We start from the raw sequence: 26,342 nt of genomic DNA, 5'->3' as shown, positions 1-26,342 counted from the left end.
GCACGCCATGATGTTGAGTAAGAAAAACAGCGAGGCGCTGGAAAACTTCAGTGAAAAACTCGAAGTTGAAGGCCGTAGCCTCTGGCAGGATGCGCGTCGTCGTTTCATGCATAACCGGGCGGCCGTAGCCAGTCTCATTGTGCTGGTTGTGATCGCCCTGTTTGTCGCCCTGGCTCCCGTGTTATCGCAGTTCACCTATTTCGATACCGACTGGGGGATGATGTCCAGTGCGCCGGATATGGCATCCGGACACTACTTTGGCACGGACTCTTCTGGACGTGATCTGTTGGTGCGTGTGGCAATCGGTGGACGTATTTCATTAATGGTGGGTATCGCCGCCGCGCTGGTGGCGGTGATTGTCGGAACGCTTTATGGTTCACTGTCCGGCTATCTTGGCGGTAAAGTCGACTCCGTCATGATGCGTTTGTTGGAGATCTTAAACTCCTTCCCGTTCATGTTCTTCGTTATCCTGCTGGTCACCTTCTTTGGTCAGAACATCTTGCTGATCTTCGTTGCCATTGGGATGGTTTCCTGGCTGGATATGGCACGTATCGTTCGTGGTCAAACCCTGAGCCTTAAACGTAAAGAGTTCATTGAAGCGGCGCAGGTTGGTGGTGTTTCTACCGCGAATATCGTGGTGCGCCACATTGTCCCTAACGTACTGGGTGTGGTGGTGGTGTATGCCTCACTGCTGGTTCCGAGCATGATCCTGTTCGAATCTTTCCTGAGCTTCCTGGGTCTGGGTACACAAGAGCCGCTGAGCAGTTGGGGCGCGCTTCTTAGCGATGGAGCGAACTCAATGGAAGTGTCTCCATGGCTGCTGCTTTACCCGGCGGGTTTCCTGGTTGTTACCCTGTTTTGTTTCAACTTTATCGGCGATGGCCTGCGTGATGCCCTCGACCCGAAAGACCGTTAAGGAGCGCCGTTATGACGATTATTGAAACGGCATCTGCGCCTCAGGCGCAACAGCAGGGCAAGGTTTTGCTGGACGTTAAGGACCTCCGTGTCACCTTTAAAACGCCAGATGGCGATGTTACTGCGGTAAACGACCTGAACTTTAACCTGCGTGCCGGTGAGACATTGGGGATCGTGGGTGAGTCGGGTTCCGGTAAATCCCAGACCGCATTTGCGCTGATGGGACTGCTGGCGCAAAACGGACGCATAGGTGGGTCTGCGACCTTCAACGGTAAAGAGATCCTTAATCTGCCGGAGCAGGAGCTGAACAAGCTTCGTGCCGAGCAGATTTCAATGATTTTCCAGGATCCGATGACCTCGCTGAACCCGTACATGCGTGTTGGCGAGCAGCTGATGGAAGTACTGATGCTGCATAAAGGCATGGGAAAAGCTGAAGCGTTTGAAGAGTCCGTTAAAATGCTGGATGCGGTGAAAATGCCAGAAGCGCGTAAGCGTATGCGCATGTTCCCGCATGAGTTTTCCGGTGGGATGCGCCAGCGCGTCATGATCGCGATGGCTTTGCTGTGTCGGCCAAAACTGCTGATTGCTGACGAACCGACCACGGCGCTGGACGTTACCGTTCAGGCGCAAATCATGACCTTGCTGAACGAGCTTAAGCGCGAATTCAACACGGCCATCATCATGATCACCCATGACCTGGGTGTAGTGGCGGGGATCTGTGACAAAGTACTGGTGATGTATGCGGGTCGTACCATGGAGTATGGCAAAGCGCGAGATGTCTTCTATCATCCTGCGCATCCATATTCTATCGGTCTGCTCAATGCCGTCCCGCGTCTGGATGCGGAAGGTGAATCCCTGTTGACCATCCCTGGAAACCCACCAAACCTGCTGCGTCTGCCGAAAGGGTGTCCGTTCCAGCCTCGTTGTCCGCATGCGATGGAAATCTGTAACAGTGCGCCACCGTTACAGGAGTTTGCACCAGGCCGTCTGCGCGCCTGCTTTAAGCCGCAGGAGGAACTGGTATGAACGCATTAGACGAAAAACGTAACGTCCTGCTCGAGATTTCCGATCTTAAGGTGCACTTCGACATTAAAGATGGCAAACAGTGGTTCTGGCAGCCGCCAAAGACACTGAAAGCGGTCGATGGCGTTACTCTGCGTCTGTACGAAGGGGAAACCTTGGGCGTAGTGGGAGAGTCTGGCTGTGGTAAGTCGACCTTTGCCCGCGCCATCATTGGCCTGGTAAAAGCCACCGACGGTAAAGTGGCCTGGCTGGGTAACGACCTGCTTGGCATGAAACCGGATGAATGGCGTGAGGTGCGAAGCGACATTCAGATGATTTTCCAGGATCCGCTGGCATCCCTAAACCCGCGTATGAACATCGGCGATATCATTGCCGAGCCACTGCGCACCTATCATCCGAAAATGCCGCGTCAGGAAGTGCGTGACCGTGTGAAAGCGATGATGATGAAAGTAGGGCTGCTGCCAAACCTCATCAACCGTTATCCACATGAATTCTCAGGTGGTCAGTGTCAGCGTATTGGTATTGCGCGTGCGTTGATTCTGGAGCCGAAGTTGATCATCTGTGATGAGCCCGTTTCCGCGCTCGACGTGTCGATTCAGGCGCAGGTGGTTAACCTGTTGCAGAAATTGCAGCGGGAAATGGGGTTATCGCTGATCTTCATTGCGCACGACCTGGCCGTGGTAAAACACATTTCTGACCGTGTGTTGGTGATGTATCTGGGGCATGCCGTCGAACTGGGCACGTATGATGAGGTGTACCATAATCCGCTGCACCCTTATACCAAAGCCCTGATGTCGGCTGTACCGGTTCCGGATCCAGACCTGGAGAAAAATAAAACGATCCAGCTTCTGGAAGGTGAATTGCCATCGCCAATTAACCCGCCTTCTGGCTGCGTCTTCCGGACGAGATGTCCGTTAGCGGGACCGGAATGCGCGCAAACGCGACCGGTTCTGGAAGGCAGTTTCCGCCATGCGGTTTCCTGCCTGAAGGTAGACCCGTTATAATCGCAAGGGCTGACATAATGTCAGCCCTTATTTTTTGCGAGGTTAATGTGTCGCACTTATTCACGTCAGCCCGTCGGCGGCTATACCAGTTGTTATTTGACCCGAAAACGTTATCCGGGCGTCGCTTCGAAGCCTTATGCGGTTTGTTCGCACTATTAAGCGTTGCGATTATCTTTGTCGAATCCGGTGCTGGGTTGCAGTATCACCTGACCTTTGATGAATGGCATGTTTTTGTCTGGCTGGAACTTATTGTCACGCTGGTCTTTACCCTTGAATATCTGCTCCGTGTTTTCTGCTGGCCTAATCCGGCGAAATACGTTTTTAGCTTTTGGGGTTTTATTGATTTAGCCACCATTTTGCCACTTTATGTTATGTGGCTTTGGCCGGAAATCAGCCTGGATTATGTTTTCGCCTGGCGAGCGATGCGTGCTGTTCGCGTATTACGTATTCTGAAGCTGTTGCGTTTTATGCCGTCATTACGGGTTTTCTGGAGTGCAATATTAAGTGCCCGTCACCAGCTGATTCTGTTCTACTCATTCATTGCCATCGTGATGATTGTTTTTGGCGCACTGATGTATTTGATTGAGGGGCCTAAGTACGGATTTACAACGCTGAATGCATCTGTCTATTGGGCAATCGTTACGGTAACAACGGTGGGATATGGTGATATTACACCGCACACACCGCTTGGACGTATTGTGGCGTCAGTGTTGATCCTGATTGGTTATTCGGTCATTGCGATCCCGACAGGATTGATTACAACGCACATGAGTTCGGCGTTTCAGAAACGGCAGTTAGATCGCCAGTGCTTAAAATGCCAGCAGAGAGGCCACGAACATAGTGCGCGCTATTGCAGCAGGTGTGGTAACGAACTCCCTGATTAAATAAAAAAGGCTGCATACGCAGCCTTTTTTATTATTCGCGCCAGAGAATATGGCACAGCTTGTGATCTTTCTCGCGACACAACAGGATGCGAGCAAAGATATCGTTGATTTCACCACCGTCGGTATCTGCCAGACCAATAACCACTTCAGCGAAGAAGTCAGGGTTCAGGTCATAATCAACATGTTCGTTCCAGTCTTCTGATGGATCGAACAATTCTGCGCCGCCGCGCTCTTCGAATTGCAGGTTAAAGAGAATCACGTCTGCGGGATCGAGGTTATCAACCGCCAGTTCGAGAAAAATATCGTAAGCCTGTTCAAGCGTTTCGTCTTCAGTCAGGCGATTATTCAGATCCATTTCCATGATGACTACCTGTTTAACATCGTTGGGCACGTTTTACAGCAACGGACTAAAGAAGTAAAACAGTCGTTCGGCAATTCTCTGCCACATTGGTCGTTTGACCCACAACCGGGCATCCAGCAGGCGAGAATGGGAAATATAATCGTCCTGAACCGCGGCCAGATCACCGCCAAATCCGGCATCATCAATGACCAGCGTGATTTCAAAATTGAGCCACAGACTGCGCATATCCAGGTTGACCGTCCCAACCAGACTGAGTTCGCCATCAACCAGCACGCTTTTGGTGTGCAAAAGCCCGCCTTCGAACTGATAAATCTTCACCCCGGCCGCCAACAGCTCGGTAAAGAAGGCCCGGCTTGCCCAACCGACAAGAACGGAGTCGTTCTTGCGCGGCATGATAATGCTGACATCGACACCGCGCTGTGCGGCAGTACAGATGGCGTGCAGAAGATCATCGCTCGGAACAAAATAGGGCGTGGTCATGATCAAATATTCGCGCGCCGAATAGGCTGCGGTCAGCAGGGCCTGATGAATAAGGTCTTCCGGAAAGCCAGGACCCGAGGCAATGGTATGGATCGTATGCCCGCTGGCCTCTTCAAACGGCATGATGTTGACATCGGGCGGTGGCGGCAGAATGCGTTTGCCGGTTTCGATTTCCCAGTCGCAGGAGTAGACGATACCCATGGAGGTTGCAACGGGGCCTTCCATGCGAGCCATGAGATCAATCCATTGCCCCACGCCTGAATCCTGTTTGAAGAAACGGGGATCGACCATATTCATACTGCCGGTGTAGGCAATATAGTTATCAATCAGGATCATTTTGCGGTGCTGGCGCAGATCCATTCGGCGCAAGAAGACACGCAGAAGGTTCACCTTGAGCGCCTCGACCACTTCGATACCCGCATTGCGCATCATTGCCGCCCAGGGGCTACGGAAAAATGCGACGCTGCCTGCGGAATCCAGCATCAGCCGACAATGAATTCCCCGACGCGCGGCGGCCATCAGCGATTCCGCCACCTGATCGGCCATACCGCCAGGCTGCCAGATATAGAACACCATCTCGATGTTATGTCGCGCCAGCTGAATATCGCGGATCAGCGCCTGCATGACATCGTCAGAGTCCGTCAGTAGCTGGAGCTGATTGCCTTTTACTCCGGCAATGCCCTGACGACGTTCACACAATTTGAACAACGAAGCCGCAACGCTGCTGTTCTCTTCGGCAAAGATATGTTTACAGGCTTTAAGATCGTTGAGCCATTTGGCGGTTGAAGGCCACATCGCGCGGGCGCGCTCAGCTCGCCTTTTTCCCAAATGCAGTTCGCCAAAGGAGAGATACGCAATAATCCCTACCAGTGGAAGAATGTAGATGATCAGAAGCCAGGCCATGGCGGAGGGTACGGCTCTGCGCTTCATCAGGATGCGTAACGTTACGCCCGCAATGAGCAGCCAGTATCCCAGAATGACCAGCCAACTCACCACGGTGTAGAAGGTTGTCATAAATAAAAAATCCTTTTGAAAGCGTATTGTTATGAGTGTACGCATCAGGATTCATCTGGCAAATAAAAACGGCAGATAAAAGCGCTGGTCTGCCGCCGCGCAGGGTTTATAATGACGGCTCTGTTAGAGATAGAGTTGTAGACATGAAGCGCAGTAGAACAGAAGTAGGGCGCTGGCGCATGTTGCGACAGGTGAGTCGTCGCAAGGCTCGTTGGCTGGAAGCACAATCCCGCCGCAATATGCGTATTCACGCCATCAGAAAATGTGGAATGAGCAGACACCGTAACGCGTTACTGTTTGCCGTCCAGGATCTCTGAGAACCCCGTGGGCACCGTTAAGGTGCCCGATGTTTATCTCTTGATTATCAAACACCGCGCTATCCCTCCAGCACAGATCCTCTATATCGATTGAGGGTTATCACGGCGTATGACAAGTTATTATTGAGTGGATACTGCCATTGCAGCGGTATTTACGTATTGATTTAGCAAAAGGAGGAAGAGGTGTTTACGGAGTTTGGTGTGCTTAACTTTTGGACATATGTTGTCGGTGCATTTTTTATCGTCTTAGTGCCAGGTCCGAATACCTTGTTTGTTCTCAAAACGGGTATTGGGCATGGCGTTAAAAAAGGGTATCTGGCCGCCACGGGTGTTTTTATTGGCGATGCGGTGCTGATGTTTTTGGCCTGGGCTGGTGTCGCCGCACTGATTCAGACCACCCCGGTCTTATTCAATATTGTTCGCTACCTCGGTGCGTTTTATTTGCTGTGGCTGGGTGGCAAAATGTTGTGGTCGGTTATTACCCGTCAGAATAACGCACATGAAAACGGCACTGAGCCAGCGAGCATGATCATGAAACGCTCGCTGGTATTAAGCCTGACCAACCCAAAAGCGATCCTCTTTTATGTCTCGTTTTTTGTGCAGTTCATTGATGTACGAGCGGAAAATACGGGCGCATCGTTCCTGATCCTTGCGACCACGCTTGAACTGATTAGCTTTATGTATATGAGCTTCCTGATTTTCTCCGGTGCATTTGTCACCCGTTATCTGAAAACCAAAAAGAAACTGGCGAAGCTGGGGAATGGCTTGATAGGACTGCTGTTTGTAGGATTTGCCGCGCGCCTGGCGTCGCTGCACTGAGTAAAAGGCTCCTGAGGGAGCCTTTTTCACATCAGAATACTTTCTTAAACGGTCGTACTGTGACTTTAGCGTAAACGCCTGCTGCGACATACGGATCCGCTTCAGCCCAGGCCTGCGCGGCTTCCAGGGAGTCAAATTCAGCAATCACTGTTGAACCTGCAAAACCTGCCGCGCCTGGATCGTTGCTGTCTACTGCTGGCATTGGGCCTGCGGTTAACAAACGGCCTTCATCATGTAACAGCTGTAAACGAGCCAGGTGGGCTGGGCGTACAGAAAGACGTTTTTCCAGGGAATTTGCGATATCTTCGGCGTAAATGACATAAAGCACGGAGTAGCTCCTTAACCTTTAAAAGTGTCATTTACGTTATGTGAAAGCACAATTGACTGCAATGTAAAGATAACGAGAATGTTAAAACCTTAGTGCTGGCGCGCCTTTTTTGGCCGGTTATGCGCTTAAATTGCGTGAAGATAAAGTGTCTTATTGAATATGATTGCTATTTGCATTTAAAATCAGGGTCCGGTTTTTTAACGTTAATGATTATGACTTCGATGACCCTTGATTTACCTCGCCGCTTTCCCTGGCCGACATTGCTCTCCGTTGTCATTCACGGTGCTGTCGTGGCGGGCCTGCTCTATACCTCGGTTCATCAGGTTATTGAAATGCCAGCGCCCGCGCAGCCAATTTCTGTGACCATGGTAACGCCTGCGGAGCTTGAGCCACCGCAAGTCGCGCCGCCACCGCCACAGCCGGTTGTGGAGCCAGAACCAGAGCCTGAACCGATCCCGGAGCCGCCGAAAGAGGCGCCAGTGGTGATTCACAAGCCTGAGCCAAAGTCCAAACCAAAACCGAAACCAAAACCGGTGAAAAAGGTTGAAGAGCGTCCAAAAGAAGAGCGACCTGTAGAGCCTCGTGCCACTCAGGCTGTTGAGAATACGGCTCCGGCGCGTCCGGTGATGAACAGTTCACCGACAACCGCAAAACCAACCGTAACCGCACCTTCAGGTCCGCGTGCATTGAGCCGTAACCAACCGCAGTACCCGGCGCGAGCCCAGGCGTTGCGTATTGAAGGCCGTGTTCGTGTGAAATTTGACGTCACAGCGGATGGCCGTGTTGATAATGTGGAAGTCTTGTCCGCGCAGCCTTCCAACATGTTTGAGCGTGAAGTTAAAACTGCCATGCGCAAATGGCGTTATGAGTCCGGTAAGCCTGGCAATGGGCTCATTGTGAATATTGTCTTCCGCCTTAACGGCGGGGCACAGATGGAATAAAGGAAAAAGCCTCCGCAAGGAGGCTTTTTTTTACCTGAAGGATCAGGCCTGAGGAAGTTGGCGCGGTTTCCCTTGCCCATCGACGGCGACATAAATAAACAGCGCTTCAGTGGCTTTGTAACGCTGACCAATAGGTTCAGAGGCGACTTTTTTTACCCAGACTTCAATATTGATGGAAATCGAGGTGTTGCCGCGTTTCATACAGCGTGCATAGCAGCAGACGACATCACCGACCGCAACCGGCCGAAGGAAGGTCATACCATCAACTCTGACGGTTACGACACGCCCGTGCGCAATCTCTTTTGCGAGGATCGCACCACCCATATCCATTTGTGCCATCAGCCATCCACCAAAAATATCGCCATTGGCGTTGGTGTCAGCAGGCATTGCCAGTGTGCGTAAGACCAGTTCGCCCTGAGGGGCGTCATTTGTTGTCATTATTGATTTAACTCGTAACGGAAGACTTCAGGCGGGATGCTACTATGATTTTCGTCTGGTGAGAATAGGCCAGAACGCCCGCAGAGTGCGCGTTCTGGCCATAAAGATCAGTTCTTGTCGTCCTGAGGCGGCATATGGCGATAAATATAGACGCCGCTCAGGAGCGTGAAGATGAGCGTCAACGCCGTCAGGCCGAAGACTTTGAAGTTGACCCAAATATTTTGTGGTAACCAGAAGGCAATATAGATATTTGCCAGGCCACAGAGTATGAAAAACACAGCCCAGGCGACGTTCAGGTGGGACCACACTTCCTGAGGCAGAGTGAGTTCTTTCCCAAGCATGCGCTGGATCAGCGGTTTTTTCATGACCCACTGACTGATAAGCAGTGCACCGGCAAAAAGGGTGTAGATAACGGTCACCTTCCATTTAATGAACTCATCATTATGGAAGAAGAGGGTCAGTCCACCAAAAACGGCAACCAGCAGAAACGTAATCAGCGCCATTTTTTCGACTTTACGATAGCGCACCCAACTGTAAATCAATACCACTGCCGTGGCGATGATCAGCGCAGTGGTCGCAGCATAAATGTCGTACAACTTATAAAATGCGAAAAACACAACAAGGGGTAAAAAATCAAGAAACTGCTTCATTCTACGATTCCATCTTCTGCGTTGAGCCGGGCGCGAGGACGCGCCCAACCTTCAGGACACTACTGACGAATTAACATATACAGGCGGAACAAGTAGACCAGCAGGACTGCTGAAATCAAGTTGCTCAGCGTATTTGCCACGACTGCACCTACATTGGGTGTTAAGACAGCAAAATTTGGCGCAAACAGCAGCAAAAGCGTTTTGGCAAGCAACCAACTGATAACCGCAGGAGCAACCAGACGCATATTAGACCATGCCAGCTTTGCGCTGTTACGCATTGCCGCAAAGATCCCCATTTTATCCTGCACAACCATAATCGGGGCGAAAGAGAGCACCACCGCCAGTAGTACGCCAGGAACAACAATTAACATAATCCCCATCTGTACCAGCATGGTGGTCAGGAAAATGAGGATAAAGAGCTTAGGAAGCAGCGGCGCGCTAGCACCGATAGCGCGCAGAGCGCTGACACGGTGTCCAGCAGAAACCAGCTGAATCATCAGCAGTACGCCACCTGCGAGAATTGCATTACCGATTAATCCCGAGAAAGTCGAAGCTGCGGACGCGCGTAGCAAGATTTGTTGCTGGTCTGGCGTCATGTTTTGCACCAGTTCAAATAACCCAACACTGCCTGCAAGATGATCACCCTGGCTCAGGCTGGCAATTTGTTCTTCACTCGGTGAAAACGCATGGCCAAGTACCACCGTGATAAACGCACATAGCAATGCGATCAGTAAAAAGGTAATGAACTGATTGCGGAAAAAATTTCCCGTGTCACGGTAGACAGACTTCGCCGTGATAGACATGCACTCTCCTTGAGTATTGCAGGTGTTAATTAGCAGGCGATTGTACACCGGATAACTCCGCGGTGGCAGCATCACGGCTTGTATGGAAAAGCATATCTTTGTAAAGCGACGGTAATCTGATGCTTTCCCGAGCAGGATTATAGGCATCGTTTGCCCACTCATCTTCATGTCACATCAATGGTTCCCAAAAAACATCCTGCAGTTCGCCTTGCCTGGAGACCAGAGACTTTCTTTAAGAATGGTTAAATCTGTCAAAATTGACCTGAATTCAACTTGCTGCTTTTTGATTAGTTGTAAAAAATTAATCCAGATCAATGAATGTTAACTTACTGGTTTTTATGTGATCTGTGTTAGATCACTTATTACTCATTTGTGAGTATATTCACCTCCGCTATGAAAACCACAACGATGGAGCGGATATGAAAAAATTAGCGGTGGCAGCCCTTGTCTTAAGCAGTCTCTCTGGCGGTGCGTACGCGCATGAAGCAGGTGAGTTCTTTATTCGTGCCGGTTCGGCAACGGTGCGACCAACTGAAGGTTCCGATAACGTATTGGGGCTCGGCGGCTTTAACGTCAGCAATAACACGCAGTTGGGGATGACGTTTACCTATATGGCAACAGATAACATCGGTGTTGAGCTGCTGGCGGCGACACCTTTCCGAAACCATGTAGGAACCGGCCCGACGGGTAATATCGCGACGGTTAACCTTTTGCCGCCAACCTTAATGGCGCAATGGTATTTCGGTGATGCCAGCAGCAAAGTGCGCCCATATATTGGCGCGGGTGTTAACTACACCATGTTCTTCAATGAGAAGTTTAACGATACCGGCAAAGATGCCGGGCTTTCTGACCTCAGCCTGAAAAACTCCTGGGGTGTAGCGGGGCAAGCCGGTCTGGATTATCTGATTAACCGCGACTGGCTGATTAACATGTCCGTCTGGTACATGGATGTTGATACCGACGTGCGGTTCAAAGCGGGTGGGGAACAGCAGAGTATCCATACACGACTGGACCCATGGGTGTTTATGTTCTCTGCGGGTTATCGTTTCTAAAACGCATCAGCAAAACGCCTAAAAAGCTGGTCATTACATGGCCAGCTTTTTTTATGCTTTATCGTGCGTTTCATGGTGTGAGCCGTTATTGCCTGACAGATGTGTTGCGTACGCAATATTGGAGGAGGTCTTTACGGTCCTGATGATGACATCTGCCAGAATGATCTAACCGTGGTCAACACAATGACAAAAATAACCGGGAAGAGTCTGTACATTTTACAGGCAATGTCACCAATAATGATTACGAATCAGGAGATACTTAAGATACAGATCTTAATTTAGCTGGATTTCTGACAGGGAGTTAACGATGCACATGAATCCACTCTTACTGATTATTATCTCCATCATCGTCGTAATGGCTATTTTAGCGCTGATCAATGAAGGGGAAGGTCTCGCCTGGCTCAACATATTCTGGTCTCAGTAATCCGGTATCACAGTGGTGTAATTCGGCTCTCTAAATCAGGGGGAAAACGCTGTCCCATTGCCTCTTTGCTTTGGCTTTCGGGGGGAATATATCACACCTAAAGTGTGCCAACCGGGTACGACGGTTACCCCTTTAAAACGTTTTACCAGTATGTCGGGTATGGCAACTCAGCATCACGCTATCGGACCATATACATTTACTTCTGACAACATGCGAGGCCGGAAGGTCAATGAAAATGGCGAAGATGACTAACAGGATAAAGAGGATCAGCGGCAGAGCTATGGCGGTTTTCACGATCTTAACCCGAGAAGTGAACTGTACCGGATAATCTACTATCTGAATGTGACGACTTGAATAACGCGGAGATGGATGAACAGATAAACTGTTCGCAATAAAAAAGGCCGCATTCTGTGACCTCTCATAAAGCAAAATATTACCGATCTTATTATATCCACTCTTTCTGTATGTGTTTGTCATCCGCTCCGTTTCAGAACATAAGAACCGTTACAGAAACGGTTGTGAATGCAATCAGGAGCAACACCATAACCACGATTGCGAACGTCGTTGAATCCTGGATGTAAGTCTTTTCGTCTCCCTTTACCGGGCCAACGAGCATGATCCAGATGAAAATGAATGTAAATGAGATGATGGCGACCGAAATAAAAAACAGACTTTCTCTCAATCCACTCCCTCGCATTATGGGATCAGTCCATACCCCTGTTTATGACACTGATATAAGAGATGATAGCGTGTGTCGCACGCGGGTGCTACTTGTACCAATGCTATTTTGCCGTGCGCAGTTTTTGGCGTAATGGCCTCAGAGTTGTCACTGGTCGCTCATCAGGTGGGTCAACAGAGTCAGGGATAACACCGATGCCAGCCCCATTAACGCATCAATGTGGGAGATATCAATTGAAAAGAGACAAAGATTGAATGATATTAATATAACATCATGTTGAGGATTAACTGAAATGGATCGTCTGCTTAATATTGGTTTTATAAAAATCGGTTACTGGACGTTGCGGGATGGCGAGTTGCATTATGTAATGACGGAATCATTCAATGATGTCTGTAACAATCTTTATGCGTTTACCTGTGATGGCGAAGTAAAGTATATCGGGAAAACGACAAGATTACTGAAAACAAGAATGTATAATTATAAAAAGCCAGGTCTATCTCAGTCTACCAATATCAAGAATAACGAAAATATTCGTGAGGCATTACGTCAGGATATCGCGGTGGATATACTGGTATTGCCAGATAATGGTCTGATGCATTATGGACAGTTTCATCTCAATCTTGCGGCCGGGCTTGAAGATAGTATTATCAAAGTAATAAACCCCGTGTGGAATGGAGGCTCAAAAATTACAGCAGGTGATCCCGTACTTAACGCAGATGTGAGCGAGTGTATTTTCGATGATAACGTGCAAATCGAGGGTGAGCACAGTGCGTATAAAAACCACGCATTTAACATGGCGTCAACCTACTGGAAACGGGGATTCTTTAATGTCTCGGTTTCATCATCTGATGAGTTTTCCCATGATGGTGATACGCTTACCATCGTAAATGATGATGGTTCAGTCATACTGACTGCCATTATCAATCGAACAGCGAATAAATCGGGCACACCAAGGATAATGGGTGGCGTTGGATTAAAGAATTTCTTTCAGAAATACTACACCATCGATCAGACTGTCAGTTACAGAATGCTTTCAAAAAACACACTGCAATTGAATTAAACACCAGACTGTTCTCCGGGATGGTGTCAGATTGTCACTGGTAGAGAGAATGGTCCGTCTGCTCTCTTTATATACTGGCATAAACAGTGTTCCCGTAATAATGACATCTTGCACTAAGGGAAATACGCTCATTATGGTTAATCATGTGAGTTTAAGAACGGCAGAGAATGACCGGCACATTATTGAAAATCTTTTCCGATATTATGTTTATGATCTTGCTGAATATGGAAAGTGGCGGTGCGGGCAGGATGGACAATATCTATTTAATTCCTCTCTGCTTGATCCCCACTGGAGTCGGGACGATCACTGGCCTTATCTGATTTACGATGAGGATGAACTGGCAGGGTTCTGCTTGTTGCGACGTTACCCGTTTGATGTCCGAACCTATGATGTCGACCAGTTCTTCGTTCTTCGCAAGTTTAAAGGGATGGGCGTCGGCAAAGAAGCGTTTCGTCTTGCTGTGACAGAAAGACCTGGTTACTGGCAAACAAGGGTTATGCTGGAAAATACGGCGGCGTTGCGTTTCTGGCGCTCAGCCATTGCCTCTGTCAGTGGGGGCGAGTTCAGGGAAGTCATTCGTAAAGATGATGACCTGGACATGCATTTTATTACATATCAAATCAAATAAATGAACGGTTATCCCGACGGTGGCTGTTCCGGTAAGTTAGCCACGCCAGGATGATTTTTTGATTTTGTTGTATTAATGCAGGAGAGGTTTTTCTCTATCATAAATTTGTCGGTGAAAGACTGAAGTCTCCGGCACTGGCAAAGCTTGCCCGAAAGACCTGTGTTTCGCCTTTGACGATCGTTGAGGCTTGCTCGCTGAGGCCGCCAGTGCAAGCACCTTTAGGGTCTGCACTCACAATATGACGCCCAGGACTAACATACGCCGTGACTTTCTCCTCTGATTCCAGATTGGCGAGATGATTGCCATCGATAGCGATAAGCACCGTACAGAGGCTGCCCATCTTACCTGCATCGCGTTTGATAATAATGGTTCCGGCGTTGGCATCAGCTTGCGAGTAAGCGGTTGTCAGACGCTGCGGGGCTGTGACCTCTTTCGCTTGATTTGTCGGTACTGGTGTGTTTGAGCAGGCGGCGACTGCCAGAGTGACCAACATGATTAAAAGTGGTTTCATTTCATGGTTATCCTGATGATAGGAACAGACACGTTTCGTGTGAGAGATAATATTGCCTGCCTGGATTTTAGTCATGCCCGGCATCTGACTAATCCCAAAAATAGATTACCTTATTATCATTACGAATTTGCGATGAACCCGAAGTGCGTTATCACTATCATTTTCTGAGAACCGCGGGTGTGAAGTGGATACAGGTGCATTGCATAAAATAGCGTTAGATTTACCCGGTGTCTGGAAATCGTTAATAGTTGGCAATGTGGGTAACGCAAACATTAAATTAATCAGGACGGGAGGAGATGGCATTCCTGATGAAACTCATGCCGGATTTGATGAATTGCTGGTGGTTATCGATGGTGAGATGTCGTTAGTTGTTGACGGGGAGTCCTTTTACCTCAAAAGTGGCGATTTTTATCTTATACCCAGAGGCGCTACGCACAGTGTTCCAGCGGGTAGTCATGGCTCGTTATTACTGATAGATGCTGATAGTTGATTTTTTGAAATACAAGATAAGAAAATTCTGAATGGAATGTACGTATATATGCCAGGGTTTGGGGCAAGTCATTTTGTTTGAAATACTAAACACGGAGAGGCGTTCCTCCATTCATCTACACTTTCATACTTATATTTGGTAGGGATGTTCTGGTTGCAATTTTAAAGTTCTAAAATAGAGTGAAAGAATATAGAGACTATCGAAAAAAGTGTGATCCAGGTCAATGTTAGCGGCGTGTGATTCATTAAGCATTACCACACGCAAATAGAGATAATTCTTTGGTGGTATAACATGGCAGTGAAAGATTTCTTCGTACAAACAGCACCTGGTCGCCGTCGTTATGGCGTTGCTTTTTTTGTCGGTATCATCGCCGGCGTAATGTCTGCGTTTGTGAAATGGGGGGCGGAAGTTCCTCTGCCACCAAGAACCTTCTCGGGTGGTCGAGATGAGTTTAATCCTCCATACCTCTTCCTGCGCGACTACCTCGGTATAGATCCAACGCATACCGTCTATACGTTTTCAGAACATATTATTAATCCGGTAATGGTGACGCACATTATTTTCTCTTTGGTCTTCGCCATCGGATATTGTGTTGTTGCAGAAGTATTTCCTAAAGTTAAATTGTGGCAGGGTGTCTGGGCCGGTATTGTTGCTACCATTGCCGTACACTGGATATCCTTCCCATTACTTAACTTAACGCCTTCATTATTTAATATTCCGGCAGATGAATACATTTCTGAATTGATCGGTCATATTTTCTGGTTCTGGGCTATCGAAATGATTCGTCGTGATCTGAGAAACCGCATCACGCATGAACCTGATGCTGAAGTACCGCTGGATGCAACGTTCCGGTAAAGAACCGGGTGGTTAGTAGCCTAAAACGGTTTAATTCGTCAAAAGCCTCGAATCTGTCGAGGCTTTTGTCTCTATGACGCGTCATTATCGACAGGCTGTTATATCAGGGCACTTTTTTAGTTTATTCCCAGCTCAGGCATATGTTCCAGCGCATACATCAGTACCGTTTCCCCGTCCAGTGACGCATACGGGTAGCTCTCTATAATGACGATGGGCTGCTCTTTGCCAATCTCCTGTAACAGTTCATCAAGTTTATATTGGATGTGTGGTGCAACCAGAAAGCCATCAAACGCGGGGGCGACGCTGGCGAAATTATCCAGCCCCACGGCACTCACCACGAGCGGATAGCCACGTTCATCGGCAACGTGCTGCATTTTCTTTGCAAGTGCAGTCGCGGTATTGCCGAAAAGACAACAAATCAGTATTTTTTTCATCGGTATATCCTCCTGGAAACTCCTCATACACTATGCCTGTGAGGACGATGAAAATGCGAACTACGGCGGTTTTTTAGACGATATTGTGCAGGGCAGGCATGCGCCCTGGAGTAGGGCGCAAAGCAAGGTTATTTCTGAATTAAGTAGCGAATGGTTGGGCCGTCCTGTTGAATATCCAGCACGGTATAACCATGGTTTTGCGCATCCAGCGGAATGTTGTTAATCGACTGCGGGCAGTCGCTCACCACTTCCAGTATTTCACCTTTCTTTAGCTGGGGCAGCGCTTCCAGCGTAGCCACTGCGGGATAGGGGCAAGGCTCACCTACCATATCCAGACGATAGTCAGGAACGATCGTTTTCATGCGACATTCTCCTGTGTGTCAGTTTTGAGGGCAGCACGGCGAAAAAAGCGTTTTTCCTGCGCGATAACCAGCAAGAAGGCAACCAGCAACAGCGCGTAAGTGACGAGTAGACCGCCCAGTGGGCCAAAGGTGTTAAGAAGGTTGACCTTATCCCAGTTGGTGGCGAGAACGGGCGACAGATCATCCCAGAAATACGCCAGAATCGTCGAGCCTATGACGTTACCGAGACCTACCCACCAGTAATGAACCTGGCCTTCAACGGCGCGGTACATCCAGCCCGTTTCACACCCGCCAGCCAGAACAATCCCGAAACCGAACAGTAGCCCGCCAATAACAGCATTCGGGCCCGCCCACATGATTTTGGGTTCAACGCCGAGTTGAACGTAACTGAAAATGCCGATCGCGCTCACGGCCATCCCGGCAATGATGGCTTTTGCCATCATGGTGCGCCCGGTGATCCACATATCGCGAAACGCAGAGGTAAAACAGATTTGTGCCCGCTCAATCAGTAAGCCAAATCCTACGCCGAACAGCATTGCCAGGCCGAGTTTAGGCTGGTTCATTGCGGTGCAGATGCCCCAGGCAATCATGGCGATGAAAATCAGCATCCCCATCCGGAAACGGCGACGAGCCTGATCCGGCTTTTGCGTTAACGGTGAAGCCGCGCTGACTTTGACCATTTTTACCGGAATACGAAAGAGGGGCAGCAGCGTAAAGCGTGCGCCAAAGTATGAGCCTATCGCCGTTGCCACAGCAAAGAACCACGCATGTAGAGAAAACTGAGGGATACCGGTAAAGAATGCGGCCAGATTACAGCCCATCGCCAGGCGTGCGCCAAAGCCAGCAATGATGCCGCCGACGACAGCCTGTGCGATGCGAACACGGCTTTTTGGCATTCGAAGCTTCACGTTGTTTGCCCACAGGGCAGCGGCAAAACAGCCGCCAAACATACCGATGATCATCATGCCATCGATACGCGTGAGCGGTGTGCCATCCAGGTGAATAAGCTTAAAGTATCCCCATTCTTCAGTATGGACGCCTGCCAGCTGTAAAAGCTGACCACCCCAGCGGGTAAATTCACCGGTGACGGCCCAGAAGGTTCCGGTAATACCAAAATAATAGGTCGAAAGGATCCCCGCAGCGATAACGGCCGGAACCGGCGACCAGAACTTAACAAGGTAAGTTTGTTTGAAATGTTGCCATGTCATGAGCAAACCTCTGAACTCAGAAGGAAAAAGATGGCTGATAAGCCGAAAAAAGAGTCAGGGATCATACGCCGACAGGCCTGTTTGAAAAGCCTGGAACGCCAAAAGTATCGATACGATCAATTTTGACCTCCCCACAAAGACTGCTCTGTTCCGTCATAAAAGCCCTTTATAATGGTGAGTTTGCTGGCTTTTTATTGAGGATACTATGACACCACAGGCTGTTCTTTTTCTGGCGATTGCCATTGGGATGGAAGTCATTGCGACCACAGCGCTAAAGCTCTCGGATAGTTTCACGCGTCTGCTGCCGAGTATTATTGCGGTTCTGGGATACTGCATTGCCTTCTGGTGTTTGACCATTCCCATGAAAACCATCCCTACCGGTATTATTTACGCTATCTGGTCAGGGGCCGGAATTGTGTTAATTGGTGCTGTAGGCTGGCTGTTTTTGGGCCAAAAACTCGATTTCCCCGCCATCCTGGGCATGATGATGATCATTGGCGGGGTGGTGGTGATTAACCTGTTTTCGAAAAGTGTGGTGCACTGAATTACGGCATCACAAACACGGTTCTCTGTCTACTGTCGTCGCGCGCCCAGGCGTCGGCGACATCTTCCAGCCGCGCAGGTGTTGTGGCAATGGTAAAGCCACCCGGTACGGCCGCCTGCAACATTTCAGCCGTTGCCTGGAGAAGGTCTGCCATGGAAAGGCTGCCAATCCCGCTGCCCATTAACTGAATGGGAGATGAACGAAGTACTGCGCCGGGCAGCGTAATTTCGCCTTCCGATAACGCCCCAACCTGCACAAAACGGACAGGAGAGACTCCGGGAGTGTGTTTAGCTAGCGCCGCCAGCAGGGCGCTTGCGCTGTTACCCCACAGATAGTCAACGACCACGTCAATCCCATTTGCGGCGAGACGCGATAATTGTTGTGTGATAGACGTTGCATCATCGTTTAACAGTACGCTCTCGTCGGCTTGCAGTTGGGCTAATACCTGCAGATTCCGTCCTGTGACGATCACTTTTCCCGCCCCCAGATACCGTGCGATTTGCACGGCGAGTTGTCCGGCGCTTCCCGTTGCACCGTTGACGAGCACCGTTTCGCCCGCCTGAAGTTGCGCCCGTTTCACAAGAGCCGCCCAGGCAGACATGCCGGGGTTTGCCATCGCCGCTGCTGTGGCTGCATCCAGATTTTCAGGAAGAGGAACACAGTGCTCGATAGCGACAGGGACATACTCTGCCATGCTGCCCCAGGGGGAAGGCGGGAACGCGAAATAAACACGCTGACCGTCTGCAGTGATCCCGGTTCCATCAATACCGGTAATAAACGGTAGCGCTCCATCAAAACTGTAGTGTTTGCCGGACGCGCGGCTTTTCACAACATGGCTTATCGCCGAGGCCTGGACATGAACAATATGTTGTCCCGGCTGTGGTGTTGGGCTGGCGGTTTCGGTATACACCGGGCCCTGATTAAGATCGAATACGATTGCAGCTTTCATGAGATATCCTCCAGGATAGAATATGTGTAAAATGCACATAACTGATATCAGCACTATACGCCGCAGGAAAATATATGCAACATGCACATAAATATGATGTCACCGATTTTCACGGTGCATTACTGGATATCATCAGCGTAATGAATCAACCCAAACGGGATGAGATGTTGCTCTCTGAAGCGGGAGTACACCTGGATCAGGCGCTTTTCCCGCTTCTTATTGCGCTGGACCGCTATGGTCCGGTAGGGGTGGTTGAACTGGCTGACGGGCTGGGACGCGACTACACCACGGTGAGCCGGCAGGTTAAACGGCTGGAGTCACATGGTCTGGCCGTGAAACAGGCGCACGAGAAAGATAAACGCATTACCAGCGTTACGATTTCCCCGGAAGGAAAAGCACTCACCATGAGAATTGCGGATGCGCGCATGACGCTGATGAATCAGATTTTCAGCAACTGGAAGGCGCAGGACGTCAACGATCTGTTCAGACTGGTTCGCCAGTATGCCGACAGCATCACAGGAGAGTAACCGTCTGGCGGGCTCGCCAGACGGTCAGAGGGGTCAGGCTTGACGTGTTGCGGCTTTCATGACGGTGGCGAAGGCTTTCAGTTCAGACAGCATCTGCTCCGGTTGATCAACATTCTTCTCGATGATTTTCACGATAGCAGAGCCGGAAATTGCCCCTGCGGCTTTGGCATCGATTGCTGCCTTTACCTGCTCAGGCGAAGAGATACCGAACCCTTGCAGCGGTGGGGCTGCATGGTATTCCGCCAGTTTCTCCACCAGATGGTGCAGCGGCAGGGCCGCTTTATTCTCCGCCCCGGTCACGCCAGCCCGGGAGAGCAGGTAGGTATACCCGCGCCCAAATGACGCAATCTGGCGCAGCAGTTCATCATCCGCATTTGGCGGGCAGATGAAAATTGGCGCAACGTTATGGCGCATTGCAGCCTGACGGAACGGAGCGGATTCTTCAATCGGTACGTCGGCAACCAGCACAGAATCTACGCCGACGCGTGCGCACTCGGCATAAAACTCATCAATACCGCGGTTAAAAACCAGGTTGGCGTACATCAGAAGACCTATCGGGATCGTCGGGTGCTTCTGGCGAATAGCGGCCAGCATCTCAAAACATTGCGTCGGGGTGACACCCGCCGCAAACGCACGCAGGGTCGCATTCTGAATGGTCGGGCCATCAGCCAGTGGGTCAGAGAACGGGATACCTAATTCCAGTGCATCGGCTCCCGCTTCAATCAGCGTATCGATAATTTTCAGGGATTGCTCTGGGCCTGGGTCGCCAAGCGTCACGAAAGGAACGAATGCGCCTTCCTGGCGGGCTTTCAATTGTGCAAATGCGTTATCATAGCGTTCCATCAGATTTCCCCTCGTGCTTTCAAAATATCGTGAACGGTGAAGATATCTTTGTCACCGCGACCGGAAAGGTTAACCACCAGCAATTGCTCTTTTTCCGGATTTTCTTTGATCATTTTCAGCGCATGCGCCAGGGCGTGAGAGGACTCCAGCGCCGGGATGATCCCTTCGTGGCGACACAGTGTTTTAAAGGCTTCCAGCGCTTCGTCATCGGTGATGGAGACGTAATCCGCGCGACCAATACTGTTCAGGTAGGCATGTTGCGGTCCAACGGATGGGAAATCGAGGCCGGCAGAGATGGAATATGACTCTTCAATCTGGCCTTCGTCGGTTTGCATCATCGGTGACTTCATACCGAAATAGATCCCAACGCGACCATGTTTGAGGGGCGCACCGTGTTCACCGGTTTCGATGCCGTGACCAGCAGGCTCAACACCGATCAGGCCCACACGAGTATCATCGATGAAATCGGCAAACATGCCGATGGCGTTCGAGCCGCCACCCACACAGGCAATGACTGCATCAGGCAGACGACCTTCTTTTTCCAGAATCTGTGCTTTTGTCTCTTCACCGATCATACGCTGGAATTCACGCACGATAGTCGGGAACGGGTGTGGGCCCGCAGCGGTTCCGAGCATGTAGTGCGCGGTGTCATAGCTGCCAGACCAGTCGCGCAGCGCTTCGTTACAGGCATCTTTCAATGTGGCAGAGCCGCTGTGTACCGGGATCACTTCTGCACCCATCAGACGCATACGGAAGACGTTTGGAGACTGACGTTCTACGTCCTTAGCGCCCATGTAAATGCGGCATTTCAGACCGAGCAGGGCACTGGCAAGTGCAGATGCCACACCGTGCTGGCCCGCACCGGTTTCTGCGATGATTTCGGTTTTCCCCATGCGTTTGGCAAGCAGCGCCTGGCCCAATACCTGGTTGGTTTTGTGCGCCCCTCCATGCAGTAAATCTTCACGTTTGAGGTACAGCGTGGTTTTCGTGCCTTCGGTCAGGTTGCGACATTTGGTCAGTGCCGTCGGGCGGCCTGCGTAGTTTTTCAGCAGGTCGGTAAACTCAGCCTGGAATGCCGGATCTTTCTGCGCACTCACGAACGCCTCTTCCAGCTGGCGCAGGGCAGGCATCAGGATTTGCGGGACGTACATCCCGCCGAACTCACCAAAATAGGGATTAAGTAATGTTGTCATCTTCTCTTCCTTAATATGCACGCAGCGTCTTAAACACCGAGGCCAGCTTGCCGGCATCTTTGATTCCCGGTTGGGACTCTACGCCTGAATTGAAATCGAGGCCTGCGCAGCCGGTTTTGGCGGCTTCTACGCAGTTATCCGGGCTCAGTCCGCCCGCGAGCAGAACATTGTCCAGCACTTCACCGTTCAGCAATGCCCAGTCAAACCGCTGGCCTGTACCGCCCTTGCCGTTGTCGAGCACGTATTTATCAACATGATTCAGATTACGGGCTGGCAGTGTTTCGCCTACGCTCTGCGCTTTCCAGATTTGCACCTGTGGGGCGAGAGCTGTACGCAACGCGTTGATATAGTTCTGATCTTCATCACCGTGCAGTTGTACGGCGCTCAGGGATAAGGCTTCCGCTTTGGCGGTAATCTCGTCGATAGCCGCGTGACGGAACACGCCCACATAACTCAGTGGTGCGGCAGCGATCACCGCGCGTGCCTGGTCTTCGGTGACTGCGCGAGGAGACGATTCCACAAAGATCAGACCACCGTAAATAGCGCCCGCTTCATAGGCCGCGAGGGCATCTTGTTCACGGGTCAGGCCGCACACTTTGTTCTCACCCAACAGCACCCGACGTACGGCAGCATTGAGATCGTCATAGGCCATCATGGCTGAACCAATCAGGAAACCATTGGCAAAGTGGCTCAACTCACGTACCTGAGCGTAGCGGTTAATCCCGGACTCGCTGATCACCGTCACACCGGAACCCAGACGCGGGGCAAGCTGACGTGTGCGGTTAAGGTCGATGGAGAGATCGCGCAGGTCGCGATTATTGATACCAACGACTTTTGCCTTCAGGGCGATAGCACGCTCCAGCTCTTCTTCGTTGCTGACCTCGGTCAACACACCCATGTTCAGACTGTGCGCAACCGCCGAAAGTTGGCGATACTGTTCGTCATCAAGCACTGACAGCATCAGCAGGCAGGCGTCAGCCTGGTAAAAACGCGCCAGCCATATCTGATACGGGTCGATAATAAAGTCTTTGCACAGAATCGGTTGTGGTGCGATCTGGCTGACAATCGGCAGAAAATCGAAACTGCCCTGGAAGTATTTTTCATCCGTCAGCACAGAGATGGCTGACGCATGGTGTTTGTAGATACCAGCAATACGTGCCGGGTCGAAATCGTCACGGATAACCCCTTTTGACGGGGAGGCTTTTTTACACTCCAGGATAAACACGGTACGCGCACCCTGCAGGGCGTCATAAAAACGACGGCTGCTCGGAATAACATCATTCTGAAAACTGGCGAGCGGTTGTTGTTGTTTACGTGCTTCAACCCAGATGGCCTTATCGGCGACGATTTTTGCTAAAACGGTCTGCATTATTTACCCTCTTGCCGCAAGTGCGGTAACGCGATCGTAGGCTGCACCGGATCGCAGTACGGCGATAACTTTTTGTGCGTTGGCCTGCAGGTCTTCCTCACCGTGCAAACGCATCAGCATGGCGACGTTGGCGGCAACAGCAGCCTCATGGGCGGCTTCACCTTTACCTTGTAGTAAGCGGGTGAGAATGTCACGGTTTTCTTCGGGTGTTCCGCCAGCCAGCGCGTCTTTATGGTATGGCGCTAAGCCGAAATCTGACGCTTCAAGCTGATAGCTCTGAATCTCCCCATCACGCAGTTCTGCGACCAGGGTCGGCGCGTGGAGGGAAACCTCATCCATACCACCGCTGTGCACCACTGCGGCACGCTGATAACCCAGAACACGCAAGGTTTCAGCAATCGGCAGCACCAGTTCCGGGCTGTAAACACCGATCAGCGCCAGCGGAGGATGCGCCGGGTTAATCAATGGCCCCAGTACGTTAAACAGCGTACGGGTCTTAAGCTGCTGGCGTACCGGCATCGCGTGGCGGAATCCCGTGTGGTATTTCGGCGCGAACAGGAAGCACACCCCTAAATCATCCAGAGCTTCGCGTGAGCGCTCGGCTTTCATGTCCAGGTTAATGCCGAAGGCAGCCAGCAGGTCGGAAGAACCGGAGCGGCTGGAAACACTGCGGTTTCCGTGTTTTGCCACTTTCATACCACATGCTGCGGCAACAAAGGCACTGGCGGTAGAAATGTTGATACTGTTGCTACCATCACCACCGGTTCCGACGATATCGGCAAAGGGGTAATCCGGACGCGGGAACGGTGCGGCATTCTCCAGTAATGCGGTGGCGGCCCCGGCAATTTCCTGTGGGCTTTCACCACGTACTTTCATGCTGACCAGTGCGGCTGCAAGCTGTTCAGGTTTCAGTTCACCGCGAACAACGGCCGAGAAGAGTTGATGGCTCTCCTGCTGGCTCAGCGTCTGCGCCTGATACAGCTTCTCCAGAATCGGTTGCAGAGTGTTGGTCTGCTCCAGTTTTTGTAACGCCCAGTTGAGGGTTTGTTCCAGCAAACGAGCGCCATTAGAGGTCAGGATCGATTCTGGATGGAATTGCATGCCACAGACGCGATCCGCATCGTGACGAACAGCCATTACCATGCCTTCAAAGGAGGCGTTAATGGTCAGCCCCGCCGGGATATTGCTGCCGACCAGTGAGTGGTAACGCGCAACAGGCAGCGGGTTTGGCAGCCCCGCGAACATCGCTTGTCCATCATGTTCAATGCTGGAGGCTTTACCGTGCAGGATCTCACCCGCCTGGCCGACATATCCGCCGTATGCTTCCACAATCGCCTGATGCCCCAGACAGATACCGATAATCGGTAATTTTCCGCGCATACGGGTCAGTAATTCAGGCATGCAGCCCGCTTCGCTTGGTGCACCAGGGCCCGGAGAGAGCATCAGTACCGGATTTTGCATGGTTTCCAGACGCTCAATCAACGTCTGAGCCGGAACATGGTTGCGGTAGATAACGACGTTGTGACCATTTGCACGCAGCTGATCTGCCAGGTTGTATGTAAAAGAGTCGATGTTATCGAGCAGCAGAATGTCAGCCATCAGAAAATCTCCTGTGCATGGTGTGCGGTTGCGATGGCGCGCAATACCGCGCGAGCTTTACTGCGTGTTTCGTCAGCTTCGGACTGCGGAACAGAATCAAGAACAATGCCCGCACCGGCCTGGACGGTGGCAATGCCATCTTCCACGTAGGCAGAACGAATCACGATGCAGGTATCGAGGTCACCGTGGGCGGTAAAATAGCCCACTGCGCCGCCGTAACTGCCGCGACGGCGACCTTCTGCTCCGGCAATCAGCTGCATTGCGCGTACTTTTGGTGCGCCGCTCAGCGTGCCCATATTCATGCAGGCACGGTAGGCGTGAAGCACATCCAGGTCGTGGCGAAGTTCACCGACTACGCGGGATACCAGGTGCATCACAAATGAATAACGGTCTACTTTGGTTAAATCCGCGACATAACGGCTACCTGGGGTGCAAATGCGTGCCAGGTCGTTACGTGCCAGGTCGACCAGCATCAAATGTTCGGACATCTCTTTATGGTCGGTGCGCATTTCCAGTTCGATACGGCTGTCGAGATCGCGATCCAGTGTTCCATCTGTGCGACGGCCACGAGGACGCGTCCCGGCGATAGGGTAAATTTCAATCTGGCGGCTGGTGGCATCATATTTCAGCGAGCTTTCCGGGGATGCGCCAAACAGGGTGAAATCGTTGTCCTGCATAAAGAACATGTAAGGGCTTGGGTTGCTCTTTTTCAGAACATCGTAAGCGGCCAGCGGCGACGGGCAAGGCAGCGAGAAACGGCGAGAAGGAACCACCTGGAAAATTTCACCAGCACGAATCGCTTTTTGCATCTGACGCACGACTGCACCGTACTGATCGTCAGTCTGACTCACGTCACACTGCATCTGCTCAACGCGTTGAACAGGCAAGGCCGGAGGTTCTTCGGTCATTTGCTGCTGCAGTTGCGTGATACGATGCTCAAGCCGTTTTTTCTCCGATGCTGACGGTGTAAACAGGCTGGCCTGGATGCGGGTGTATTTTTTCTGATGGTCGATCACCAACAAGGTTTCGGCCAGATAGAAGCAGTAATCCGGGCAACGGTTGCCTTGTTCGGTTTCCGGTAAATCCTCGAAACCCGCCACCAGGTCATAAGCAAACAACCCACCGAAGAACATGGCTTCGCGTTCATCTTCAGGAACTGACACCAGCGTTTGCAGCAGACGGAAAGCATCGAAAACAGACAGCGAACACAGACGCGCATCCTCATCCAGCAACTGGCTGACCGGAGGGAAGTGCAGTGTGCGCATGTCAGGATGGTGTTCATTTTCAATGCCGGCAGGCAATGCTGCATCCAGCAGCGGCAGCAGTGCAGCGCCATTTTCCGATAATGCTTTAATGGTGACAGTGTCACCTAGCGCAGTAATACGCAGCGCACTGTCAACCAGCAGCAGGCTTTTCAGATCGTCTTTACTGTCGATATCAGCAGATTCCAGAAGTAAGGTTGCCGGACGCGCGCCGCAGACCTGGTGAAACAGCGCGGTTGGGTTGTGGCGATAGGCCGCCTCGCAGGTCAGCAATTCGAGGGTAGGTTTGGCTGTTTGCATTGTGTTGTTCTCATTTATTCTGTTCAAAAAAAAGCCCGCTTGGGAGCGGGCCTGGTATCTGAATGCGTTATGCATA

The 26,342-nt window shown here is 50.9% G+C and carries 30 protein-coding genes, 1 pseudogene and 1 other annotated feature (1 of these 32 only partly in view); of the genes and pseudogenes, 14 read left to right on the top strand and 17 right to left on the bottom strand.

The genetic code is table 11. The features are described from left to right. Positions 1 to 7 precede the first annotated feature (7 nt). From oppC to HV346_RS12560, 4 genes are read left to right on the top strand one after another with little or no spacing between them, the layout of a single operon-like run. The gene (oppC, locus tag HV346_RS12575; RefSeq protein ID WP_181619681.1) at positions 8 to 916 is read left to right on the top strand and encodes an oligopeptide ABC transporter permease OppC; all 909 of its coding nucleotides are present in this window, start codon (positions 8 to 10) and stop codon (positions 914 to 916) included. A gap of 11 nt (positions 917 to 927) precedes the next feature. Continuing rightward, positions 928 to 1,941, top strand: coding sequence for an ABC transporter ATP-binding protein (locus HV346_RS12570; protein ID WP_181619680.1), 1,014 nt, complete (start codon positions 928 to 930; stop codon positions 1,939 to 1,941). Next, positions 1,938 to 2,942, top strand: a complete 1,005-nt coding sequence (gene oppF, locus HV346_RS12565; RefSeq protein ID WP_181619679.1) for a murein tripeptide/oligopeptide ABC transporter ATP binding protein OppF — start codon at positions 1,938 to 1,940, stop codon at positions 2,940 to 2,942. The genes HV346_RS12570 and oppF overlap by 4 nt, the downstream gene beginning before the upstream one ends. A gap of 47 nt (positions 2,943 to 2,989) precedes the next feature. Beyond that, positions 2,990 to 3,826, top strand: a complete 837-nt coding sequence (locus HV346_RS12560; protein WP_249415087.1) for an ion transporter — start codon at positions 2,990 to 2,992, stop codon at positions 3,824 to 3,826. 31 nt (positions 3,827 to 3,857) lie between these two features. Here HV346_RS12560 and HV346_RS12555 read toward each other — a convergent pair whose 3' ends face one another. After that, a complete protein-coding gene (locus tag HV346_RS12555; protein ID WP_181619677.1) occupies positions 3,858 to 4,187 on the bottom strand; it encodes an HI1450 family dsDNA-mimic protein in 330 nt (109 codons plus the stop codon). A gap of 33 nt (positions 4,188 to 4,220) precedes the next feature. Next, positions 4,221 to 5,681: a cardiolipin synthase gene (gene cls / locus HV346_RS12550; RefSeq protein ID WP_181619676.1), complete on the bottom strand. Its 1,461-nt coding sequence runs from the start codon at positions 5,679 to 5,681 to the stop codon at positions 4,221 to 4,223. A 143-nt stretch (positions 5,682 to 5,824) separates the two neighbouring features. Here cls and HV346_RS12545 point away from each other — a divergent pair, with 143 nt between their 5' ends. Continuing rightward, positions 5,825 to 5,998 (top strand): YciY family protein, encoded by a 174-nt coding sequence (locus tag HV346_RS12545; RefSeq protein ID WP_181619675.1) that lies wholly within the window; start codon positions 5,825 to 5,827, stop codon positions 5,996 to 5,998. A 183-nt stretch (positions 5,999 to 6,181) separates the two neighbouring features. Then, positions 6,182 to 6,817 (top strand): leucine efflux protein LeuE, encoded by a 636-nt coding sequence (leuE, locus tag HV346_RS12540; protein ID WP_181619674.1) that lies wholly within the window; start codon positions 6,182 to 6,184, stop codon positions 6,815 to 6,817. A 31-nt stretch (positions 6,818 to 6,848) separates the two neighbouring features. Here the strand turns inward: leuE and HV346_RS12535 are convergent, their stop codons facing one another. Next, positions 6,849 to 7,145, bottom strand: a complete 297-nt coding sequence (locus tag HV346_RS12535) for a YciI family protein (protein ID WP_181619673.1) — start codon at positions 7,143 to 7,145, stop codon at positions 6,849 to 6,851. A 221-nt stretch (positions 7,146 to 7,366) separates the two neighbouring features. On the opposite strand from HV346_RS12535, the gene tonB reads away from it, so the two are divergent. Continuing rightward, positions 7,367 to 8,086 (top strand): TonB system transport protein TonB, encoded by a 720-nt coding sequence (gene tonB, locus HV346_RS12530; protein WP_181623769.1) that lies wholly within the window; start codon positions 7,367 to 7,369, stop codon positions 8,084 to 8,086. Positions 8,087 to 8,128: 42 nt separating this feature from the next. Here the strand turns inward: tonB and yciA are convergent, their stop codons facing one another. The 4 genes and pseudogenes from yciA to HV346_RS23425 all read right to left on the bottom strand — a co-directional run. Next, positions 8,129 to 8,524, bottom strand: coding sequence for an acyl-CoA thioester hydrolase YciA (gene yciA, locus HV346_RS12525; protein ID WP_181619672.1), 396 nt, complete (start codon positions 8,522 to 8,524; stop codon positions 8,129 to 8,131). A gap of 107 nt (positions 8,525 to 8,631) precedes the next feature. Next, a complete protein-coding gene (locus tag HV346_RS12520; protein WP_181619671.1) occupies positions 8,632 to 9,174 on the bottom strand; it encodes a septation protein A in 543 nt (180 codons plus the stop codon). Between the two features lie 59 nt (positions 9,175 to 9,233). Beyond that, positions 9,234 to 9,977 carry a YciC family protein gene (locus HV346_RS12515; RefSeq protein ID WP_181619670.1) on the bottom strand — a complete coding sequence of 248 codons (744 nt, stop codon included), beginning with the start codon at positions 9,975 to 9,977 and terminating at the stop codon, positions 9,234 to 9,236. 25 nt (positions 9,978 to 10,002) lie between these two features. Continuing rightward, a pseudogene (locus tag HV346_RS23425) lies at positions 10,003 to 10,128 on the bottom strand (YkgJ family cysteine cluster protein); the annotation flags it as partial. A 268-nt stretch (positions 10,129 to 10,396) separates the two neighbouring features. On the opposite strand from HV346_RS23425, the gene ompW reads away from it, so the two are divergent. The 3 genes from ompW (at position 10,397) to HV346_RS12500 (ending at position 13,820) form a co-directional block, all read left to right on the top strand. Then, positions 10,397 to 11,029: an outer membrane protein OmpW gene (ompW, locus tag HV346_RS12510; RefSeq protein ID WP_181619669.1), complete on the top strand. Its 633-nt coding sequence runs from the start codon at positions 10,397 to 10,399 to the stop codon at positions 11,027 to 11,029. Between the two features lie 1,395 nt (positions 11,030 to 12,424). Continuing rightward, on the top strand, positions 12,425 to 13,192 hold the full coding sequence (locus tag HV346_RS12505) for a GIY-YIG nuclease family protein (protein WP_181619668.1): 768 nt from the start codon (positions 12,425 to 12,427) through the stop codon (positions 13,190 to 13,192). 49 nt (positions 13,193 to 13,241) lie between these two features. Continuing rightward, positions 13,242 to 13,820, top strand: a complete 579-nt coding sequence (locus tag HV346_RS12500) for a GNAT family N-acetyltransferase (protein WP_249415086.1) — start codon at positions 13,242 to 13,244, stop codon at positions 13,818 to 13,820. A 97-nt stretch (positions 13,821 to 13,917) separates the two neighbouring features. Here the strand turns inward: HV346_RS12500 and HV346_RS12495 are convergent, their stop codons facing one another. Further along, positions 13,918 to 14,331 (bottom strand): hypothetical protein, encoded by a 414-nt coding sequence (locus HV346_RS12495; RefSeq protein WP_181619667.1) that lies wholly within the window; start codon positions 14,329 to 14,331, stop codon positions 13,918 to 13,920. A gap of 184 nt (positions 14,332 to 14,515) precedes the next feature. Here HV346_RS12495 and HV346_RS12490 point away from each other — a divergent pair, with 184 nt between their 5' ends. Together HV346_RS12490 and HV346_RS12485 are read left to right on the top strand one after the other, a co-directional pair. Further along, positions 14,516 to 14,821, top strand: a complete 306-nt coding sequence (locus HV346_RS12490; RefSeq protein WP_249415085.1) for a cupin domain-containing protein — start codon at positions 14,516 to 14,518, stop codon at positions 14,819 to 14,821. Positions 14,822 to 15,112: 291 nt separating this feature from the next. Continuing rightward, the gene (locus HV346_RS12485; RefSeq protein ID WP_181619666.1) at positions 15,113 to 15,676 is read left to right on the top strand and encodes a DUF1440 domain-containing protein; all 564 of its coding nucleotides are present in this window, start codon (positions 15,113 to 15,115) and stop codon (positions 15,674 to 15,676) included. A 116-nt stretch (positions 15,677 to 15,792) separates the two neighbouring features. Here the strand turns inward: HV346_RS12485 and HV346_RS12480 are convergent, their stop codons facing one another. From HV346_RS12480 to yedE, 3 genes are all read right to left on the bottom strand, one after another. Next, a complete protein-coding gene (locus HV346_RS12480) occupies positions 15,793 to 16,110 on the bottom strand; it encodes a PTS cellobiose transporter subunit IIB (RefSeq protein WP_181619665.1) in 318 nt (105 codons plus the stop codon). A 128-nt stretch (positions 16,111 to 16,238) separates the two neighbouring features. Continuing rightward, a complete protein-coding gene (gene yedF / locus HV346_RS12475; RefSeq protein ID WP_049841022.1) occupies positions 16,239 to 16,472 on the bottom strand; it encodes a sulfurtransferase-like selenium metabolism protein YedF in 234 nt (77 codons plus the stop codon). Beyond that, a complete protein-coding gene (gene yedE / locus HV346_RS12470) occupies positions 16,469 to 17,680 on the bottom strand; it encodes a selenium metabolism membrane protein YedE/FdhT (RefSeq protein ID WP_181619664.1) in 1,212 nt (403 codons plus the stop codon). Before yedE ends, yedF begins: the two co-directional genes overlap by 4 nt. 205 nt (positions 17,681 to 17,885) lie before the next feature. Between yedE and HV346_RS12465 the strand changes: the two genes are divergently transcribed. Further along, positions 17,886 to 18,224, top strand: coding sequence for an SMR family transporter (locus HV346_RS12465; protein ID WP_181619663.1), 339 nt, complete (start codon positions 17,886 to 17,888; stop codon positions 18,222 to 18,224). Between the two features lies 1 nt (position 18,225). Here the strand turns inward: HV346_RS12465 and HV346_RS12460 are convergent, their stop codons facing one another. Then, entirely contained in the window at positions 18,226 to 19,173 is a 948-nt protein-coding gene (locus HV346_RS12460) for a zinc-binding alcohol dehydrogenase family protein (RefSeq protein WP_181619662.1), read from the bottom strand. Between the two features lie 74 nt (positions 19,174 to 19,247). Between HV346_RS12460 and HV346_RS12455 the strand changes: the two genes are divergently transcribed. After that, positions 19,248 to 19,700: a MarR family transcriptional regulator gene (locus tag HV346_RS12455; protein WP_181619661.1), complete on the top strand. Its 453-nt coding sequence runs from the start codon at positions 19,248 to 19,250 to the stop codon at positions 19,698 to 19,700. Positions 19,701 to 19,733: 33 nt separating this feature from the next. Here HV346_RS12455 and trpA read toward each other — a convergent pair whose 3' ends face one another. From trpA to HV346_RS12430, 5 genes are read right to left on the bottom strand one after another with little or no spacing between them, the layout of a single operon-like run. Continuing rightward, entirely contained in the window at positions 19,734 to 20,543 is an 810-nt protein-coding gene (gene trpA, locus HV346_RS12450) for a tryptophan synthase subunit alpha (RefSeq protein WP_181619660.1), read from the bottom strand. After that, on the bottom strand, positions 20,543 to 21,736 hold the full coding sequence (gene trpB, locus HV346_RS12445) for a tryptophan synthase subunit beta (protein ID WP_181619659.1): 1,194 nt from the start codon (positions 21,734 to 21,736) through the stop codon (positions 20,543 to 20,545). The genes trpA and trpB overlap by 1 nt, the downstream gene beginning before the upstream one ends. 10 nt (positions 21,737 to 21,746) lie before the next feature. Further along, positions 21,747 to 23,105, bottom strand: a complete 1,359-nt coding sequence (trpCF, locus tag HV346_RS12440; protein WP_181619658.1) for a bifunctional indole-3-glycerol-phosphate synthase TrpC/phosphoribosylanthranilate isomerase TrpF — start codon at positions 23,103 to 23,105, stop codon at positions 21,747 to 21,749. 3 nt (positions 23,106 to 23,108) lie between these two features. Next, a complete protein-coding gene (trpD, locus tag HV346_RS12435) occupies positions 23,109 to 24,704 on the bottom strand; it encodes a bifunctional anthranilate synthase glutamate amidotransferase component TrpG/anthranilate phosphoribosyltransferase TrpD (RefSeq protein ID WP_181619657.1) in 1,596 nt (531 codons plus the stop codon). Continuing rightward, positions 24,704 to 26,266, bottom strand: coding sequence for an anthranilate synthase component 1 (locus tag HV346_RS12430; protein ID WP_181619656.1), 1,563 nt, complete (start codon positions 26,264 to 26,266; stop codon positions 24,704 to 24,706). Before HV346_RS12430 ends, trpD begins: the two co-directional genes overlap by 1 nt. Positions 26,267 to 26,291: 25 nt before the next feature. Further along, positions 26,292 to 26,342 (bottom strand) — a sequence feature (Trp leader region) (it continues 44 nt past the right edge of the window).

The sequence above is a fragment of the Enterobacter sp. RHBSTW-00994 genome (assembly GCF_013782625.1).
GTDB lineage: Bacteria > Pseudomonadota > Gammaproteobacteria > Enterobacterales > Enterobacteriaceae > Enterobacter.
Note: the sequence above shows the minus strand (reverse complement) of the source record. Positions and strands in the feature narration are given on the sequence as shown.

Coding starts and splice junctions, on each gene's coding strand:
- HV346_RS12545 (WP_181619675.1), top strand. CDS start 5,825: ATGAAGCGCAGTAGAACAGAAGTAGGGCGCTGGCGCATGTTGCGACAG.
- oppC (WP_181619681.1), top strand. CDS start 8: ATGATGTTGAGTAAGAAAAACAGCGAGGCGCTGGAAAACTTCAGTGAA.
- HV346_RS12515 (WP_181619670.1), bottom strand. CDS start 9,977: ATGTCTATCACGGCGAAGTCTGTCTACCGTGACACGGGAAATTTTTTC.
- yedF (WP_049841022.1), bottom strand. CDS start 16,472: ATGAAAACGATCGTTCCTGACTATCGTCTGGATATGGTAGGTGAGCCT.
- HV346_RS12455 (WP_181619661.1), top strand. CDS start 19,248: ATGCAACATGCACATAAATATGATGTCACCGATTTTCACGGTGCATTA.
- trpD (WP_181619657.1), bottom strand. CDS start 24,704: ATGGCTGACATTCTGCTGCTCGATAACATCGACTCTTTTACATACAAC.
- HV346_RS12460 (WP_181619662.1), bottom strand. CDS start 19,173: ATGAAAGCTGCAATCGTATTCGATCTTAATCAGGGCCCGGTGTATACC.
- trpB (WP_181619659.1), bottom strand. CDS start 21,736: ATGACAACATTACTTAATCCCTATTTTGGTGAGTTCGGCGGGATGTAC.
- yedE (WP_181619664.1), bottom strand. CDS start 17,680: ATGACATGGCAACATTTCAAACAAACTTACCTTGTTAAGTTCTGGTCG.
- HV346_RS12465 (WP_181619663.1), top strand. CDS start 17,886: ATGACACCACAGGCTGTTCTTTTTCTGGCGATTGCCATTGGGATGGAA.
- yciA (WP_181619672.1), bottom strand. CDS start 8,524: ATGACAACAAATGACGCCCCTCAGGGCGAACTGGTCTTACGCACACTG.
- HV346_RS12520 (WP_181619671.1), bottom strand. CDS start 9,174: ATGAAGCAGTTTCTTGATTTTTTACCCCTTGTTGTGTTTTTCGCATTT.
- ompW (WP_181619669.1), top strand. CDS start 10,397: ATGAAAAAATTAGCGGTGGCAGCCCTTGTCTTAAGCAGTCTCTCTGGC.
- HV346_RS12430 (WP_181619656.1), bottom strand. CDS start 26,266: ATGCAAACAGCCAAACCTACCCTCGAATTGCTGACCTGCGAGGCGGCC.
- cls (WP_181619676.1), bottom strand. CDS start 5,681: ATGACAACCTTCTACACCGTGGTGAGTTGGCTGGTCATTCTGGGATAC.
- HV346_RS12570 (WP_181619680.1), top strand. CDS start 928: ATGACGATTATTGAAACGGCATCTGCGCCTCAGGCGCAACAGCAGGGC.
- HV346_RS12485 (WP_181619666.1), top strand. CDS start 15,113: ATGGCAGTGAAAGATTTCTTCGTACAAACAGCACCTGGTCGCCGTCGT.
- trpA (WP_181619660.1), bottom strand. CDS start 20,543: ATGGAACGCTATGATAACGCATTTGCACAATTGAAAGCCCGCCAGGAA.
- trpCF (WP_181619658.1), bottom strand. CDS start 23,105: ATGCAGACCGTTTTAGCAAAAATCGTCGCCGATAAGGCCATCTGGGTT.
- HV346_RS12505 (WP_181619668.1), top strand. CDS start 12,425: ATGGATCGTCTGCTTAATATTGGTTTTATAAAAATCGGTTACTGGACG.
- HV346_RS12555 (WP_181619677.1), bottom strand. CDS start 4,187: ATGGAAATGGATCTGAATAATCGCCTGACTGAAGACGAAACGCTTGAA.
- HV346_RS12480 (WP_181619665.1), bottom strand. CDS start 16,110: ATGAAAAAAATACTGATTTGTTGTCTTTTCGGCAATACCGCGACTGCA.
- tonB (WP_181623769.1), top strand. CDS start 7,367: ATGACCCTTGATTTACCTCGCCGCTTTCCCTGGCCGACATTGCTCTCC.
- HV346_RS12495 (WP_181619667.1), bottom strand. CDS start 14,331: ATGAAACCACTTTTAATCATGTTGGTCACTCTGGCAGTCGCCGCCTGC.
- oppF (WP_181619679.1), top strand. CDS start 1,938: ATGAACGCATTAGACGAAAAACGTAACGTCCTGCTCGAGATTTCCGAT.
- HV346_RS12500 (WP_249415086.1), top strand. CDS start 13,242: ATGGTCCGTCTGCTCTCTTTATATACTGGCATAAACAGTGTTCCCGTA.